General features: G+C 58.5%; 16 protein-coding genes. 10 read left to right on the forward strand and 6 right to left on the reverse strand.

Annotation, left to right across the window (positions count from 1 at the left end):
* Positions 1–228: 228 nt before the first annotated feature.
* A complete protein-coding gene (locus tag ABIB60_RS02675; RefSeq protein ID WP_354577541.1) occupies positions 229–1,614 on the forward strand; it encodes a UDP-N-acetylmuramate--L-alanine ligase in 1,386 nt (461 codons plus the stop codon).
* Positions 1,615–1,675: 61 nt separating this feature from the next.
* Positions 1,676–2,386 carry an alpha/beta fold hydrolase gene (locus ABIB60_RS02680; protein WP_354577543.1) on the forward strand — a complete coding sequence of 237 codons (711 nt, stop codon included), beginning with the start codon at positions 1,676–1,678 and terminating at the stop codon, positions 2,384–2,386.
* Positions 2,387–2,460: 74 nt separating this feature from the next.
* Here the strand turns inward: ABIB60_RS02680 and ABIB60_RS02685 are convergent, their stop codons facing one another.
* The 3 genes from ABIB60_RS02685 to ABIB60_RS02695 all read right to left on the reverse strand — a co-directional run bounded on the left by ABIB60_RS02685 (position 2,461) and on the right by ABIB60_RS02695 (position 4,285).
* Complete coding sequence (locus ABIB60_RS02685; protein WP_354577545.1) at positions 2,461–2,712, reverse strand: hypothetical protein; 252 nt, start codon at positions 2,710–2,712, stop codon at positions 2,461–2,463.
* 187 nt (positions 2,713–2,899) lie between these two features.
* A complete protein-coding gene (locus ABIB60_RS02690) occupies positions 2,900–3,466 on the reverse strand; it encodes a hypothetical protein (protein WP_354577546.1) in 567 nt (188 codons plus the stop codon).
* Positions 3,467–3,490: 24 nt separating this feature from the next.
* Positions 3,491–4,285 carry a M48 family metallopeptidase gene (locus tag ABIB60_RS02695; protein WP_354577547.1) on the reverse strand — a complete coding sequence of 265 codons (795 nt, stop codon included), beginning with the start codon at positions 4,283–4,285 and terminating at the stop codon, positions 3,491–3,493.
* Between the two features lie 253 nt (positions 4,286–4,538).
* On the opposite strand from ABIB60_RS02695, the gene ABIB60_RS02700 reads away from it, so the two are divergent.
* From ABIB60_RS02700 to ABIB60_RS02730, 7 genes are all read left to right on the forward strand, one after another.
* The gene (locus tag ABIB60_RS02700; protein WP_354577548.1) at positions 4,539–5,153 is read left to right on the forward strand and encodes a fumarylacetoacetate hydrolase family protein; all 615 of its coding nucleotides are present in this window, start codon (positions 4,539–4,541) and stop codon (positions 5,151–5,153) included.
* A 135-nt stretch (positions 5,154–5,288) separates the two neighbouring features.
* Complete coding sequence (locus ABIB60_RS02705; RefSeq protein ID WP_354577549.1) at positions 5,289–7,298, forward strand: M23 family metallopeptidase; 2,010 nt, start codon at positions 5,289–5,291, stop codon at positions 7,296–7,298.
* A 156-nt stretch (positions 7,299–7,454) separates the two neighbouring features.
* The gene (locus tag ABIB60_RS02710) at positions 7,455–8,048 is read left to right on the forward strand and encodes a lipocalin family protein (protein ID WP_354577551.1); all 594 of its coding nucleotides are present in this window, start codon (positions 7,455–7,457) and stop codon (positions 8,046–8,048) included.
* 175 nt (positions 8,049–8,223) lie between these two features.
* Positions 8,224–8,673 (forward strand): thioredoxin-dependent thiol peroxidase, encoded by a 450-nt coding sequence (bcp, locus tag ABIB60_RS02715; protein WP_354577552.1) that lies wholly within the window; start codon positions 8,224–8,226, stop codon positions 8,671–8,673.
* A gap of 183 nt (positions 8,674–8,856) precedes the next feature.
* The gene (locus ABIB60_RS02720) at positions 8,857–9,759 is read left to right on the forward strand and encodes a transketolase (RefSeq protein WP_354577553.1); all 903 of its coding nucleotides are present in this window, start codon (positions 8,857–8,859) and stop codon (positions 9,757–9,759) included.
* Between the two features lie 99 nt (positions 9,760–9,858).
* The gene (locus tag ABIB60_RS02725; protein ID WP_354577555.1) at positions 9,859–11,283 is read left to right on the forward strand and encodes a vWA domain-containing protein; all 1,425 of its coding nucleotides are present in this window, start codon (positions 9,859–9,861) and stop codon (positions 11,281–11,283) included.
* A gap of 189 nt (positions 11,284–11,472) precedes the next feature.
* The gene (locus ABIB60_RS02730; RefSeq protein ID WP_354577556.1) at positions 11,473–12,429 is read left to right on the forward strand and encodes a transketolase family protein; all 957 of its coding nucleotides are present in this window, start codon (positions 11,473–11,475) and stop codon (positions 12,427–12,429) included.
* Between the two features lie 71 nt (positions 12,430–12,500).
* On the opposite strand, the gene ABIB60_RS02735 is transcribed toward ABIB60_RS02730, so the two are convergent.
* From ABIB60_RS02735 to ABIB60_RS02745, 3 genes are all read right to left on the reverse strand, one after another.
* Positions 12,501–13,103 carry a hypothetical protein gene (locus tag ABIB60_RS02735; protein ID WP_354577558.1) on the reverse strand — a complete coding sequence of 201 codons (603 nt, stop codon included), beginning with the start codon at positions 13,101–13,103 and terminating at the stop codon, positions 12,501–12,503.
* Entirely contained in the window at positions 13,084–13,383 is a 300-nt protein-coding gene (locus ABIB60_RS02740) for a hypothetical protein (RefSeq protein ID WP_354577559.1), read from the reverse strand. The genes ABIB60_RS02735 and ABIB60_RS02740 overlap by 20 nt, the downstream gene beginning before the upstream one ends.
* 259 nt (positions 13,384–13,642) lie before the next feature.
* Complete coding sequence (locus ABIB60_RS02745) at positions 13,643–15,016, reverse strand: chloride channel protein (RefSeq protein WP_354577561.1); 1,374 nt, start codon at positions 15,014–15,016, stop codon at positions 13,643–13,645.
* A 164-nt stretch (positions 15,017–15,180) separates the two neighbouring features.
* On the opposite strand from ABIB60_RS02745, the gene ABIB60_RS02750 reads away from it, so the two are divergent.
* A complete protein-coding gene (locus ABIB60_RS02750) occupies positions 15,181–15,909 on the forward strand; it encodes a DUF481 domain-containing protein (RefSeq protein ID WP_354577562.1) in 729 nt (242 codons plus the stop codon).
* The last annotated feature ends 13 nt before the right edge of the window (positions 15,910–15,922 follow it).

Consider the following 15,922-nt stretch of genomic DNA (forward strand, 5'->3'; position numbering starts at 1 on the left):
GCAGGTTGAGCCGGTTTCGGCCGGAATTTCTTCCGGCGCCCTCCGCTTTTTGCTCAAAGGGGTACAAAGCTAACGGCTGGGTTCTACAATCCGGGAGTGGCAGAAAAGGTTTCTTTTTTGTAGAGACGGCACGGGGCGCACTGGGTGGATGCAGGGCCGGCATGATGTTACCAACTCCCCAACAAAACACGCCTTACCTTTGTCGTCCTATTCCTTTCTGCTACCCCAATGGCCGCTACCCCTTCTTCGCTCCAACGCCTGCACCTGATTGCAACCGGGGGCAGCATTATGCACAACCTGGCCCTGGCCCTGCACCAGCGTGGCGCCCAGGTAACCGGCTCCGACGACGAGATATTTGAGCCCGCCAAGAGCCGCTTGGCCAAAGCGGGCCTGCTGCCAGCCCAGGAAGGCTGGTTTCCGGAAAAGGTTACGGCTGACCTCGACGCGGTGATTGTGGGCATGCATGCCCGCCCCGACAACCCCGAGCTGCTGCGGGCCCAGGAACTGGGCTTGCGAGTGTACTCCTTCCCTGAGTTCATCTACGAGGCCTCCCGTGATAAGCAGCGCATCGTTATTGGTGGCTCCCACGGCAAAACCAGCATTACCTCCCTCATTCTGCACGTGCTGCGCTACCACGGCCGCAAGTTCGATTACGCGGTGGGCGCGCAGCTGGAGGGCTTCGAGTTGATGGTGCAGCTGACTGACGACGCCCCCATCATCATTATTGAGGGCGACGAGTATCTCTCCTCCCCTATCGACCGGCGGCCCAAGTTTCATTTATACCAGCACCATATCGGGGTGATTTCCGGTATCAGCTGGGACCACATCAACGTGTTCCCGACCGAGGAGGTGTACCGGGAGCAGTTCCGCATTTTTGCGGAGATGACGCCCAAGGCCGGCGTGCTCATCTACGACCAGAACGACGAGCAGGTGCAACTGGTAACTGTTCCCAGCTCACCGGACGTGAAGTATATCGGCTACGGCCCCCACGAGCACGTCATCCGGAACGGTAAAACCTTTCTGCTCAACAAGAAGGAGGAGGAAGTGCCCGTGCAGGTGTTCGGTGAGCATAACCTGCGCAATATTTCGGCGGCCAAGGAAGTGTGCAAGCAGCTGGGCATCAAGGGCAAGGAGTTTTACGAGGCCCTGGGCACGTTTAAGGGTGCAGCACGGCGGCTGGAACTAGTGAAAGAAGGGGCAGACTCGGTGGTGTATAAGGATTTCGCCCACGCGCCCAGCAAGCTGAAAGCCACAGCTACGGCCTTCAAAAAGCAGTACCCGCAGCGCAAGCTGGTAGCCTGCCTGGAGTTGCACACGTTCAGCTCCCTCAATCCGGCCTTCCTGCCCCAGTACGCCCATACCTTCGATGCGCCTGATGTAGCCGTGGTGTACTTCAACCCGCAAGTGCTGGCCCACAAGCGCCTGCCCGCGTTGCCCCCGGAGGCCGTGCAACAGGCCTTCCAGCGCCCCGACCTACGCGTGTTCACCGACAGCCGGGAACTGTCGGCTTTCCTGCACGCTCAAAACTGGCAGAACGCTAACCTGCTGATGATGACCTCGGGAACATTCGACGGATTAGACCTAGCTCAACTGGCCGCTGAAGTAACCCAATAACTCCAGGTCAGCAATGGTTTGGGCGCTTGAGCCGCCAAAGCCGTTGCTGGCGAGCTTTGCTATGAAACATACTGTTTTGCTTTTACACGGCGCGCTGGGCGCTGAAGCGCAGCTAAAATTCCTCAAGCGGGAATTACCACCGTTCTATGATGTGCTGTCGTTTTCCTTTGGCGGCCACGGTGGGCGGCCGTTAGGGGCGTCGGGCTTCTCCATGAAGGAATTTGCGGGAGAAATCCAGCAGTTTATCCTCGACCACGACCTGCCGCCGGTGCACGTATTCGGTTATAGCATGGGCGGATATGCGGCGCTTACGGCAGCAGTAGCCCAGCCGGAACTATTCGCCAGCATTACCACCCTGGGCACTAAGTTTGACTGGAGCCCGGGCACGGCCGCGCTGGAAACCCGCCTGCTGGATGCCGAGAAGATGCGGGAGAAGGTGCCGCAGTTCGCCGCGCAGCTGGAGCAACTGCACGCTCCTACCCCGCTGCCGGAGCTGCTGACTGCCACTGCTACCCTGCTCCGCAGCCTCGGCGACGCTCCCCTGCTGCACGCGCACAACCTGGCCGAGCTGGAAGTACCCGTGCAGGTGCTGGTGGGCGAGCTGGATAAAACCGCCGGCGTGGATGCTTCCCGGTCGTTTGCCGACCACCTGCCCCAGGGCACTTTTGAAATCATCATGAATACCCCCCACCCGCTGGAAAAAGTAAACCCTGACCTCTTGGTAAACCGCATTGCCCGGTTTATAGAGCTAGTACAGGAAGGCCTGGCGTAGCCAACCTCCAGCCCAGAAGCAAAACAGGCCCCGTCACAGTGGCGGGGCCTATTTTGCTTCTAGCCAGCACAGCTTTACTCAGCTGTGTTAATGTGGGCAATAGTGCCCCCGAATTGGCGAAATCCTTCCCGCACTGGCCCCCAATCGGGGTCTGCTCCTTGCGCGGAGGCCACTACCGCCTCATCTGAGGTGAGTTGGTCCACTACAAAACCTTGCTCAGTGAGCAGGGTACGCGCGGCAATGAGTTGAGCTTCTTCCAGAGTGGGAGACAAGTGTAGGTGGTAGCGTACCAGTTGGGTGCTATTGGCGGTGGGGTCGTTGTACATGGTGCTACAGGTAAAAGTGTTAGCCTATAGCATACGGGAAGCGCCCACGTTGCGCCGAATTTACCTGCTTACTTCTCCTTATCCTCTGGCTTGCCAGCAGTAGGTTTCGGCCGTTTTCGGTCGGTTGTCACCAGCAAAGCCAGGGCCGTGAGCGAAAGGCGCAGAACCCATTTACGACTGAGCATGGCTATTTGCGCACAAAGAAGGTGTTGTTCGATTCCACACGCAGGTCGCAGCGGCTGCCACCGGTGTTTTCCTCGCAGGTAGTACCCACAATTTCGTTTTTCTCGAAGTTGAAAAAGCAGAACGTGCAGCCTACCCCGGTAATAATGTAGCGGGCTGAGTTAGAGGGCAGGTACAGGCTGTTGTCGGAGGAGGTTTGTAGGGGCAGAGCCATGGCCCGATACATGCCGTTACGCAGGCCCATGCCCACTATGTAGTACACGGCCTTATCCTTGGGCGTTTCTTGCACCTTGCGAATAATGGTCTTGTCGATGGCCGTGCCATCACCAAACTCCCGCGTAAAGGCGGCTGAAAGCTGCTCCCGAGGTACGATGTAACGGATTTTACCCTCGGCTACTTCGGCCACCTGCTTACTCACCACCTCCCGCTTGCGACGCATTTCGTCGGTATCGGTAGTGGGTGTGCTCACTTCGGGGAAGCCTCTTTTGGTAGTTTCACAGGCACTCATACCCCCCAGCACCAGCAAGGCGAGTGGCAGCGGGGAAAGAGCAAGACGCAGGATACGATTCATTTGGATAGGGTTAGCCAGCCCGGCTTAGCGGGGCTTATAATAGGTACGGGCTTCCGGCAACTCCTTCTGTATACCCGCAATGCGGGTTCCGTTGGAGGGGTGAGTGGAAAGAAACTCGGGTGGGGAAGCGGAATTTTCGCGGGCATCCATGCGCTGCCAGAACTGCACAGCCGTGTCGGGGTTGTAGCCAGCCATAGCCATAAAAATCAGCCCCAGGTGGTCGGCTTCCGACTCTTGGCTACGGCCGTATTTCAGCAAACCCAGCGAGGAGCCCACGCCCACGGCCTGCAGAAATACGTTTTGGGTCACCGTGGGGGTTTGCCCTACGGCGGCCGAAGCAACACTACCCAGGCCCTGAGCCGCCATCTGCTGGCTCATCCGCTCGGAGCTGTGACGGGCTACGGCGTGGGCAATTTCGTGGCCCATTACTACGGCCAGGCCCGTTTCGTCTTCCGTGATGGGTAAGATGCCGGTGTACACAGCCACCTTGCCTCCGGGCATACACCAAGCGTTTTCCTGCTTATCATCAAGGAGGTTGAACTCCCACTGGTAGCCTTCCAGCTGCGCCTGCTGGCCACGCTGGCTGAAGTACTGCTCTACGGCCTGCTGAATGCGCAGGCCCACGCGCTTTACCATGGCTGCCTGCTCACCGCTGTTCACTACCCGGCTACTGGACAGCACCTTCTGGTACTCGGTGGCGGCCATGGCGTTCATTTCCGTATCGGAAACCAGGCTGAGCTGCCGACGACCGGTGATGGGAACCGTGGCGCAGCCAGCGGCCACAAGCAGGCAGCTGGCGAGGGCTATTTTCTTGAGCATGAGAGTAGGCAGTTGAGAGAAAGAAAAGCAGTAGGGCGGCCGGACAGCTGGTGAGTTTGGGGCTGTCCGGGTTACTATACGTGCGGCGGTGGGCAAAATGTTTACGCAGCAGCTTGCGGCCGCAAAAAGGAACTCCGTGAAGGTTTCCGGCCCACGAATTAAACGCTATTTTTGACCGGCTGCCCGCCTTTAGTGCCGGCCGTACGCTTTTTGGCCTCCTCCGGGCCGCCGTTACGCCTTCAACTTCCTGAGCATGAAAATCCTCTGCATCGGCCGTAATTACGCCGACCATATCGCCGAACTTCAGAACGAAACACCCGCCGCGCCCGTCATCTTCGCCAAGCCCGACACGGCCCTGCTGCAGCGCAACCAGCCGTTCTTCCTCCCCGATTTCTCCCAGGACATTCACTACGAGGTGGAGCTGGTGCTGCGCATCTGCAAGAATGGCAAGAACATCGAAGAGAAGTTTGCCCCCACATATTTCGATGCCATTGGCTTGGGCATCGACTTTACCGCCCGCGACCTGCAAAGCCAGCTCAAGAGCAAGGGCCTGCCCTGGGAGCTGGCCAAAGGCTTCGACGGCTCGGCCCCGATTTCCCAGGAGTTCAAGCCAGTAACCGAGTTTTCCGACCTCAAAAACATCGATTTTCGGCTGGAAGTGAACGGGGAGGTACGCCAGCAGGGCAACTCCAGCCTCATGCTGCACGACTTCTCAAAAATCATCAGCTACATCTCCCAGTTCATCACCCTCAAAATGGGCGACCTGATTTTTACCGGTACGCCCAGCGGCGTGGGCCCCGTGCAGCTCAACGACCAGTTGGTGGGCTTTATCGGGGAGGATAAGATGTTTGATTTGAGCGTGAAGTAAGGCCCGGCCCCTTTCTTGCTTGCTCCGCTACCTACCGGAGCTTTTTTACCGTCCGTGGGGGTACGCGTATGCCTGCCCTGGGCGTTGCTGCGGCATTCCTTTCCTTTTCTCCGCTGCTGAATTCCTTTCCTTAGAATGCCTGATTTCTTGTTTACCCGGCAGCGCCACCTGCTAGGGGTGGCGCTGCCGCTCGTGCTGCTGGGGCTGCAGCCTGCTGCCTGCGGGGGCCAGGAGCCCGACTCGGCCCAACAACCCCAGCCCGTTTCGGCTCCGGCCGCACCAGCCCGCCCAACCGTGCCCCAAGGCTATTTCCTGTTTCCGATTAAGCCCGGCCAGCAGAATTTTCTGGCTGGCAGCATGGGGGAGTTGCGGCCCAACCACTTCCACGGCGGCCTCGATATCAAAACCGATGGGCGCGTAGATTTGCCCGTGCACGCCTCCGCCGACGGCTATATTTCCCGCATGAAGCAGAGCAGCTACGGCTACGGCAACGTGCTTTATATCACCCACCCCAACGGCCTCACCACCGTATACGGCCACCTCAACCGCTTTAAGGGGCCCGTGGCGGAGGAGCTGCGCCGCCGCCAGTATGAGAAACAGACCTACGACCTGGAGCTGTTTTTCAAGCCCGATCAGTTCCCGGTGAAGCGTGGCGAGGTAGTAGCCCTCTCGGGCAACACGGGCGGCTCGGCCGGCCCGCACTTGCACTGGGAAGTGCGCACCGCCCAGGATGCGCAGCTAAACCCGCTGCAGTGGGGCGGCTTCCCCGAAATTCAGGACCACGTAGCGCCCACGCTGCTGGCGTTTGGGGTGGAGGCCCTGAGCATTGACGCCCGGGTGCAGGGCAAGTTCGGCAAGGCCATCTTCATCCCGAAAGCCCCAGCCCTGCCCAACGGGGGCGGTTATGTGTGGGCCGATACCATTGCGGCCAACGGCACCGTGGGTCTGCTCATGCAGGGCTTCGATAGATTTGACCAGGTGTGGAACAAGAATGGGATTCAGAAGGTGGAAGTGCTGGTGAATGGCAAGCCGCACTATCAGCATGTAATTGATGCCATTCCATTCCCGGAAGGCTCCCGGCAAATCAACCGCCACCTGGATTATGAGTGGCGCGCCACCCAGGGCCGGCAGTTGGAAAAGCTGTTTGTGGACGATGGCAATGACCTGAGCATATATACCACCGGCCCCAGCAAGGGCAAGCTGCGCGTGGAGCCGGGCCAGGTGTACAGCGTAGAAGTGCGCCTGAGCGACTCCTACGGCAACCTCACACCCCTCCGGTTTGTACTCCGGGGCGTGGCCGACAGCTACCACAAAACCCGCTCGGCAGCCGTAAAAACTCAGGCCCTGCGCTACGACCTCAGCCGCAACCTGCTAGTGGCCACCGCCGCCGACCCCGATACGGCCGCCGTGGGCGGCAACCTCACGCTGTTTAAAGGCAACCGCCGCCTCACGCTCCGGCCCAGCTACACCGAGCAGAGCCAGAACGTGTACCTCTACGACCTGCGCGCCGGCCGCCCCGACTCCCTGCAGTTCGGGCGCATTACCAAGCGGTTTGACCGTCAGGCTCTCATTCCCTCGGGCAAGGAATACGGGTTCAGCACGGCCAACCTAGCACTGGGTTTCGGCCCGAAAACGCTCTTCGACACCCTGTACGTGCAAACCAGCTACAAGCAGGGCCTCTGGACGGTGCACCTGCCCCGCACCCCGCTCTACGAAACCCTGGCCCTTACCCTCAAGCCCGAAACCCCGGCCATCGACGCGCGCCGCACGGCCATTTACAGCGTAACGGCCAAGGGCGGCCGGGCCTACGTGGGCGGCAAGTGGAGCCCCGACGGAAGCAGCATCACGGCACCCATCAAAACATTCGGTCAGTTCAAGCTCCTCACCGATACCATTCCGCCCTCGGCCCGCCTCATCAGCCGCGGCCCCGGAGGCGTGGTATTCAAGGTGGGCGACGACCTCTCGGGCCTGGCTAGCTACAAGTTGGAAGTAAACGGACAGTTTCGCCTCCTGCGCTTCGAGCACAAGAACGCCACCATCTACTCGGAGCGCGACGATACGCTCGGCCCGCCCCTGCGCGGCCCCGCCACCCTGCGCCTCACTGACCAGGCGGGAAATGAGAAGGTGATTAATCTGGTGCTGTAACGGCGCTTACGTTGTCATTCCGAGCAACGCGAGGAATCTGGATTTTCCATCTATTGGATTAGCCAGATTCCTCGCGTTGCTCGGAACGACAGTTTAAATGGATAGCTGGGCCAACATGGTTTTGCGTATACAGCGGCTACTTCCAACCTCAACACTATGCCTAAAAATCTGCTTAAACGCCGCCAGCCTGTGTTGCTCGGTGCTGCTGCTGCCGTACTGGCCACCGGTGTAGCCGCTTATGCCTACACGCGCCGCAAAACTCACCCCGAGCTACCAACCGTACCGCACGTTGACTTACACCGCTACGCTGGCCTGTGGTACGAGGTAGCCCGCCTGCCCACCCGCTTCGAGAAAGGCTGCCAGCACGTAACGGCCGAGTACAAGCTGCGCCCCGATGGTAAGGTGAGCGTCCGCAACACTTGCCATAAGGAAAGCCTCAACGGCCCCGCCGAAGCTGCCACCGCCGAAGCTGCCACCGCCGTAGCCCGGGCCGTGGACGCTACCAACGCGAAACTCAAGGTGCAGTTTTTCTGGCCTTTTGAGGGGGACTATTGGATTCTGGACCTCGACCAATCTGACTACCAATACGCGCTGGTGGGCGAACCGGGCCGGGAAAAGCTGTGGCTGCTGAGCCGCAAGCCCCACCTGGAGCGCAATCTGCGTGACAGGCTGGTAGCCAAGGGTCGGGAACTGGGTTTCCCAGTGGATGACTTGATCTTTACGCCCCAGCCCGTGGCCGGCAAGCCGTAGGTGGTGCTGAAGTGAACCATCTGTCATCCTGAGCACAGCAAAGGACCTTATTCCGTATGCAAGCCCCCCTACGCCAGTAGTTCGTGCGTGACAAGGTTCTTCGCTATGCTTAGGGTGACAGATAAATCTATATTTCACCCCTGCAGACACCGAAAAACCCTTCTATCTTCGCGGCATGGCAGTACCCCAAGCAGGCGAGCAGGCCCCGGCCTTCGAAGCCAAAGATCAAAGCGGCACAATCCACCGCCTCCAGGATTATGCGGGCCACAAAGTAGCCCTCTATTTCTACCCCAAGGACGATACCAGTGGCTGCACGGCTCAGGCCTGCAACCTCCGCGACAATTACGCCCAACTTCAGGCTGCCGGCGTGCAGGTGCTGGGCGTGAGTATCGATTCAGAGAAGTCGCACCAGAAGTTTGCCACCAAGCACGAACTACCGTTTCCGTTGCTGGTAGATGAGGACAAGAAGCTGGTGCAGGATTACGGCGTGTGGCAGGAAAAATCGATGTACGGCCGCAAGTACATGGGTACCATGCGCTACACGTTTCTCATCAACGAGAAAGGCCTGATTGAGAAAGTCATTACCAAAGTCGATACCAAGAACCACGCGGCCCAACTGCTGTAGTTTTCCTTCGAAAGCCTCGCCCCTCCGGCGGGGCTTTTTTGTGCTAGAAACTTAGGGTCTTAGATACTTGAATAATGTTGCAAATGAAAGTTGTCGAACGTCATCCAAGACCCTAAGTCCCTAAGTCCCCAAGACCCTAAATCCCTACCTTTGCCTCACCAACTCCATTCTCAACCCGAACCCATGTCGCAGGACACGTCATTCGCCGCCTCATCCGAAACCCACAGCCCCGCAGCCACCAAGTCGGTAGCCGAGCTGAAACAGATTGCCGCCCAGGTACGGCGCGACATCGTGCGCATGGTGCACGCCGTGAATTCAGGCCACCCCGGTGGCTCGTTGGGCTGCACCGATCTGCTGGTGGCCCTGTACTTCAAGGTGATGAAGCACACGCCAGAGTCTTTCGATATGGACGGCATCGGGCAGGATTTGTTTTTCCTTTCCAACGGTCATATTTCCCCGGTATTCTACTCGGTGCTAGCCCGCTCGGGCTACTTCCCGGTAAGCGAATTGGCTACGTTCCGCAAGCTCAACTCCCGCCTCCAGGGCCACCCCGCCACCCACGAGCACCTGCCCGGCATCCGGGTAGCCTCGGGCTCCCTGGGTCAGGGTCTGAGCGTGGCCACCGGCGCCGCCCAGGCCAAAAAACTCAACGGCGACGACCGCACGGTGTACGTGCTGATGGGTGACGGTGAGCTGCAGGAAGGCCAGGTGTGGGAAGCTGCCCTGTACGCTCCCCACCACAAAGTCAACAACCTCATTGCCTTCGTGGACCGCAACGGCCAGCAGATTGACGGACCCACCGAAAAAATCGGCGGCCTCGGCGACCTGCGCGCCAAGTTTGAAGCCTTCAACTGGCAGGTGCTGGAAACCGACGGTAACGACATCGAGAAGCTCCTAGCCTCCATTGAAGAAGCGCAGAGCCTGCTCCGCAACGGCCGCCCCGTGATGGTGCTGATGGATACCCAGATGGGCTTCGGCGTCGATTTCATGATGGGCTCCCACAAGTGGCACGGCGTAGCCCCCAACGACGAGCAGTTGGAAATTGCCCTCCAGCAGCTGGCCGTAGAAAAAGCTGGCGACTATTAAATCACCCGGTTCGGTCATGCTGAGCTTGCCGAAGCATCTCTACCGCTTCGGTGCAATAGTAGCCCAATGAAGCGGTAGAGATGCTTCGGCAAGCTCAGCATGACGTCCTTATTTCCGGTTACACCCGAAATGCGCCATCTGGTTCTGGTTATGTGTTTGCTTGCGGGGCTGCTGGCCTCCGGGCTTGCTCGTGCCCAGAACGTAGCACCTGCTCAACCCAAAACCACGCGCATTCTGTTCGTGCTGGATGCGTCCGGCTCAATGCGGGCGCCCTGGGAGGGCGAACAGCGCTGGGACGTGGCCAAGCGGCTATTATCTAAGATGGTGGACTCGCTCAACGCCTACCCGCACCTGGAGCTGGCGCTGCGGGCCTACGGGCATCAGCACGAGAACAAAGAGAACAACTGCGAGGACTCCCGGCTGGAAGTGGCCTTCGCGCCCAAAAACGCGGCAGCCATCAAAGCCCGGCTCAAAACGATTGAGCCCAAGGGCAACACGCCCATCACCTACTCTTTGCTGCAGTCGGCCAGAGATTTTCCGGTGGATAAGTCGGCCCGGAACGTGCTCATTCTGATTACCGACGGGCTGGAATCGTGCAAGGGCGACCCGTGCGCCACGGCCCTGGCGCTGCAGCGCAAGCGGGTGTTCCTGAAGCCGTTCGTTATTGGTATCGGGGCCGAGCGGGAGTTTGGCAAGCAGCTGGAATGCCTGGGCCAGTACTACAACGCGGCTGATGTGAAGACCTTTCGCACCATCCTCAATGATGTGGTGGCCCAGACGCTGGCTAAAACCACCGTCAGCGTGAACCTCACCGACGAAGCCGGCCGCCCTGTGGAATCGAACGTGAACATGACGTTTGTGAACAACGTGACGGAGCTGCCGGAGTACAACTACGTGCACTTCCGCGACGCCCAGGGCAAGCCCGACGTGCTCGACATTGACGCGTTGCAGAGCTACGACCTTGTGATTAACACCGTGCCCCCGGTACGACAAGCCAATCTCCCCATCCGGCCGGGTCGGGCCAACGTGCTCAGCTACAAAACGCCCCAGGGCACGCTGTGGCTGCAGAACCCCGCCGCCTCGCCTAACCCCTACGGCACGGTGCAGGCAGTGGTGCGGGCCCAGGGCAGTCCGGCCACGGTGGTGGCCCTGCCCTTCGGGGCGCGACAGAAGCTGCTGGCCGGTAACTACGAGGTGGAGTTGCTCACGCTGCCCCGGCAGCTACGGCGCATCACGGTGAAGCAGGGCCAGGAAACAGCTGTTACCTACGAAGCTCCCGGCATCCTCAACATCATTTCAGACTTGAAAGGCTACGGTAGCGTCTACCGGCTCGGCAACGATGAACAGCAAACGTGGGTGCACAACCTGCCCGAAACCAGCAGCAAAGTGAATCTGCCGATGCAGCCCGGAGCTTACCGCCTTGTGTTCCGCACCAAAACCGCCACCGGCAGCCAGTTCACCGACGTGCGCACGTTCACCATCCGTCCCGGTCAAACCACCTCAGTCAGCATTTTCGGACGATGAGCAAAAGCGTTAACCTGAACGTCATGCTGAGCGCAGCCGAAGCATCTCTCCAGTTAACTAACCTTAATAGTGGGTGCTGCCACCGCTCCATAGCCCAGGGTTTAAACCCTGGGCAAATGAACCAAGCAGACGAAACAGTAACCCGATAGTCTGCCAATTCCAACGTAACCCATTTCCCTACCATACTTCATGAAAGATTTCCCCTACACCGAATCGAAGGATACCCGCAGCGGCTTTGGCGCCGGTTTGCAGGAGCTGGGCCGCACCAACCCTAACGTGGTAGCCCTCTGCGCCGACCTTATCGGCTCGCTCAAAATGGATGCCTTCATCAAGGACAACCCCGAGCGTTTCTTCCAGGTGGGCATTGCCGAGGCCAACATGATGGGTCTGGCCGCCGGCCTCACCATTGGCGGTAAAATTCCCTTCACGGGCACCTTCGCCAACTTCAGCACCGGCCGCGTGTACGACCAGATCCGCCAGAGCATTGCCTACTCGGGCAAGAACGTGAAGATCTGCGCTTCGCACGCCGGCCTCACGCTGGGCGAAGACGGCGCCACCCACCAGATTCTGGAGGACATCGGCATGATGAAGATGCTGCCTCACATGACGGTTATCAACCCCTGCGACTACAACCAGACCAAAGCCGCCACCATTGCCATTGCCGACTACGAAGGCCCAGTGTACCTGCGTTTCGGCCGCCCGGTGGTGCCCAACTTCACCCCCGCCGACCAAAAGTTTGAAGTGGGCAAAGGCATCGTGCTGAACGAAGGCGCCGACGTGAGCATCTTCGCCACCGGCCATTTGGTGTGGAAGGCCATTCTGGCGGGCAAGCTGCTGGCCGAGAAAGGCATCAACGCCGAAATTATCAACATCCACACTATCAAGCCCCTGGATGCCCAACTGATTCTGGAGTCGGCGCGCAAAACGCGCTGCGTGGTAACGGCCGAGGAGCACCAGATGCATGGCGGCCTCGGCGACTCCATCGCCCAGCTGCTGGCCCGCGAGCAGCCCCTGCCCCTGGAAATGGTCGCCGTCAACGACTCCTTCGGCGAGTCCGGCACCCCCGACCAGCTGATGGAGAAGTACGGCCTCAACGAGCAGGCCATCGTGGCCGCCGTGGAGAAAGTAATGACTCGTCGGAAGTAGGTCGTAACGACTTCTCACAAGCACAACGCCCAGGCTACACTTGCTGCAGCCGGGGCGTTGTGCTTGATCATTTAATCAAGCCATATTTCATCCACTCTGCGGGTATTCAAATTCTCAGCTTCGCTTCTTGGACCGTAGCTCACAAAGCGCATTCCGTTGCCATACCGAAGAATAGTATACCGCTTTTCCTTCTTTCCTCCTCTATCCGCACTCCACCCGTACGCATACGGGATAACTCTTCTGCTCTGTGTTGTGTCTAAAGGCCCATACCGGCTAAAGACATCCGCAAAAGTATTAGGTGGAGAAACACCTTTGGCGGTGACTACTGATGCCTTCTTTCTGAAATGAATACCGGTTATCGTTTGCTGATTTTCGGGTTTCTTGGCAGTTTCAATAGCGAACTGAACACCTGCCTTTTTATATTCTAAAGTGTAACCATATTCAATCTGATACCAACCGGCACTACCATTGCGCCACAAGGCATGGAAGTGACGAATCATTTTCCCTTTTCTGTAGCCGCTGCCCATCACCCGCTTAATGTCCTTGAAAGTTGACTTGCCTACTTGCAAGCCGCGGTACAGTGAGTCGCCCTGAAGAACCGTTTGGCCGTTAGCCGCTGCTGCAAATGCAGCGCACAGTAGGAATAGTAATATTCTACGCATCAAATTCAGCATAATGGATAATCCGTTTTACCTGTTGGTCTAATGTTTTATAACCAGCCATTCCTTTTAAACCGTGTACCATATCCTTAATCAGAAACACCTCTAAAAAATACTCAAATCCAGGACAGTATTTACTTGCCATTTGATCTGTCTTCCAGTCTTCCTCTTCTTCAGGTACCTCTACTAGCACTGCCGCTGAATCAGGAACAACCTTACCATTCACCTTTTTGACGAATACAATTGCTGCTTCATGTTGCTCGTCAATAGCAGCTATAACTTCATTAAGTTTCATGCTTGTCTTGCTGATTTTTATTAGAGAGTTGCTGGATTAAGTAGTCAGCCAAAAGTAAACGGCTACAGAGAGAACGTCCTGCTGAGCTTGTCGAAGCATCTCTACCGCTTTGTTGAAAAACGCTCGAACGAAGCGGTAGAGATGCTTCGACAAGCTCAGCAGGACGTTCATACGGTTACTTATGAACCAGCACTTAAAAGACCCAACGGGCAACAATATACTGGTACCAACACGGAACTGATTCAGAGTTCACCATTACCTATTTGGTAGCAGAAATTCCCACCTGCCCTTCCGTGCGGTGGATTTCCTGGATGTACTGCACTTTGAGCTGGTCGTAGAAGGAGTGGCGGGTGACGAGGTTGGACACCAGGTTGGCCAGCAGTGCCGTGAGCATCAGGTAGAAGATGATGTTGTGGCTGTTGGTCATTTCAATCACCAGGATGGATGAGGTGAACGGGCTGCGCGTAACGCCCGTCAGGAAGCCGGCCATACCGCACAGCACCAATAGGTTAGTGGCCGTATCGGGCAGGTACATCCACTCGGCCAGTACGGCTCCCATACTGGCCCCGGCGCTCAGGGCGGGCGCGAAAATGCCGCCAGCCGCGCCCGTAGAGAAGGAAATAATCGGCCCGATAATGCGCAGCAGCGGCAGATACCAGGCCACATGCTTGTCGGCGGTAAACAACGTGCTGACCATAATTTCCTTGCCTGAGCCGAACACCTGCTCCCCAAACGCCAGGCCCAACCCGGCAATCAGCAGTCCGCAGGCCACCGGGTAGAGGGCCCGTTGTGCGGGGCTGGTCAGGCGGTTTTTCTGGCGCAGCAGCCACAGAATAGCCTCGGCCATGCTGCTGGCGGCAAACCCAGTGAGCACCGCCACCAGCATCACCACGAAGATTATCCAGATGGGCAGGTGGTCGAGTTTGGGGTAGCCCAGGTACAGGTAGGGTCCCAGCAGGTTAAGAGCCGTGAGGCCGGCAATGATAACGCCCGTGAGCAGGGCCGATTTGAAGTAGTTGAAGTGCGTTTTGGTGAGTTCCTCGATGGCAAACACGATACCACCCAGCGGCGTGTTGAAAGCTGAGGCCAGACCGGCCGCCGCCCCGGTTATCACCATGTTGCGGCGGGACACCTTTGGGTACCAGGCCGGCAGCCAATCGTTGATGCGCTTGAAGATGGAAGCGGCAATCTGGATGGTCGGACCCTCCCGCCCGATGACGGCCCCGCCCACCACCATCACCAGACTCGACACAATTTTGACGACTACAATGCGCAGGCTGAGCAGGCGGCTGACTTTGTAGCGGTGGCGGGGGTTGCTCAGATCAATGGCGGCGCTGACCTGCGGAATGCCGCTGCCCCGCGCGTAGGGCGCGTACCGCTGCACCAGCCACCAGCCGACCAGAAAGCACAGGGGCGTAACAGCCAGAAACGCCCTCGGCGAGTAGGCGTAGATAGCGCGGGTGCCCGTCTCGGCCCAGCCAAACAACTTAGCATAGAGCACGGCCACCAGCCCAGTTATCACGGCCCCCACCCAAAACGGCAGCGCATTCAGCAGGTCGCGCTTGATGTGGTGGTTGGCAAGGGCATCGTAGCGGGCTTTGAGCTGGCGGCGGAGCGAATCGGGTAACTGCATGCAAGCGGGAACGGGGTAAACAAACGGCTGAGCAACAGGCCCAACAAGGGCCCGCGCCTTAAAGGTAGCCCCCACCCATGAGCATAGGATGAGCAGCGGCGGCTCCTACTCCCGTTACCCGGCTACCTTTGCCTCGGGGCAGCCCTTCTGCTGTTCAGGTACTCATGCGCGTATTCTTCCTCTTTTTGCTGCTGTTACTCGGTGGCGCGGCCCGCCCCGCGCTGGCCCAAAAGGCTGATACCACCATTATTCGTTACAGCGGGCAGCTTTCGGGGCAGTATACATCAGGAGGCGTCAACCGGACGTTGTTTGCTACTTCTCACTCGGTTACGCTGCTGCGGGGGCTGCACTTTGGGGCCCCGGTAACGGGCAGCTTCACGTTTGGTAAGCAGGAGCGGCGGCTGCGGGAGCGGGAGTGGCTGCTCAATGCCACGCCTTACTATTGGAAAGGCCGCTTCCGCTTCTACGGCATTGGGGGCTACGAGCGAAGCAATTTGCGCGGCATTGACAACCGCTACCAAGTGGGCGCCGGGCCGGGCTGGGCATTCTACCAGGATTCGTTGGGGCGAGAAGTGGCCGTGAGCAATTTGCTTACACGGGAGGCCACGTACTTTCAGGATGGCAGTTCCCGCACCGTGTCGCGCAACTCTACCCGCCTGAAGGTAGCCTACTCCTACCGCGTGTTCACGTTTAATTCCACTACCTTCTACCAGCCCAACCTCCAGGATTTTTCGGACTACCGCGTTACGCACGCCTCCTCCCTGGCTTTGCGCTTTACTCCGCGCTTTGCCATTACCAGCACCTACGCTTACACCTTTGAAAACCGCATCCCGGAAGGCAAGCCCCGCGACAATACCAACGTCACCATCGGCGTGACTTATAGTACAAAGTAACCTCACCCCCGGC

The sequence above is a fragment of the Hymenobacter sp. UYP22 genome, from assembly GCF_040547285.1.
Taxonomy (GTDB): domain Bacteria; phylum Bacteroidota; class Bacteroidia; order Cytophagales; family Hymenobacteraceae; genus Hymenobacter.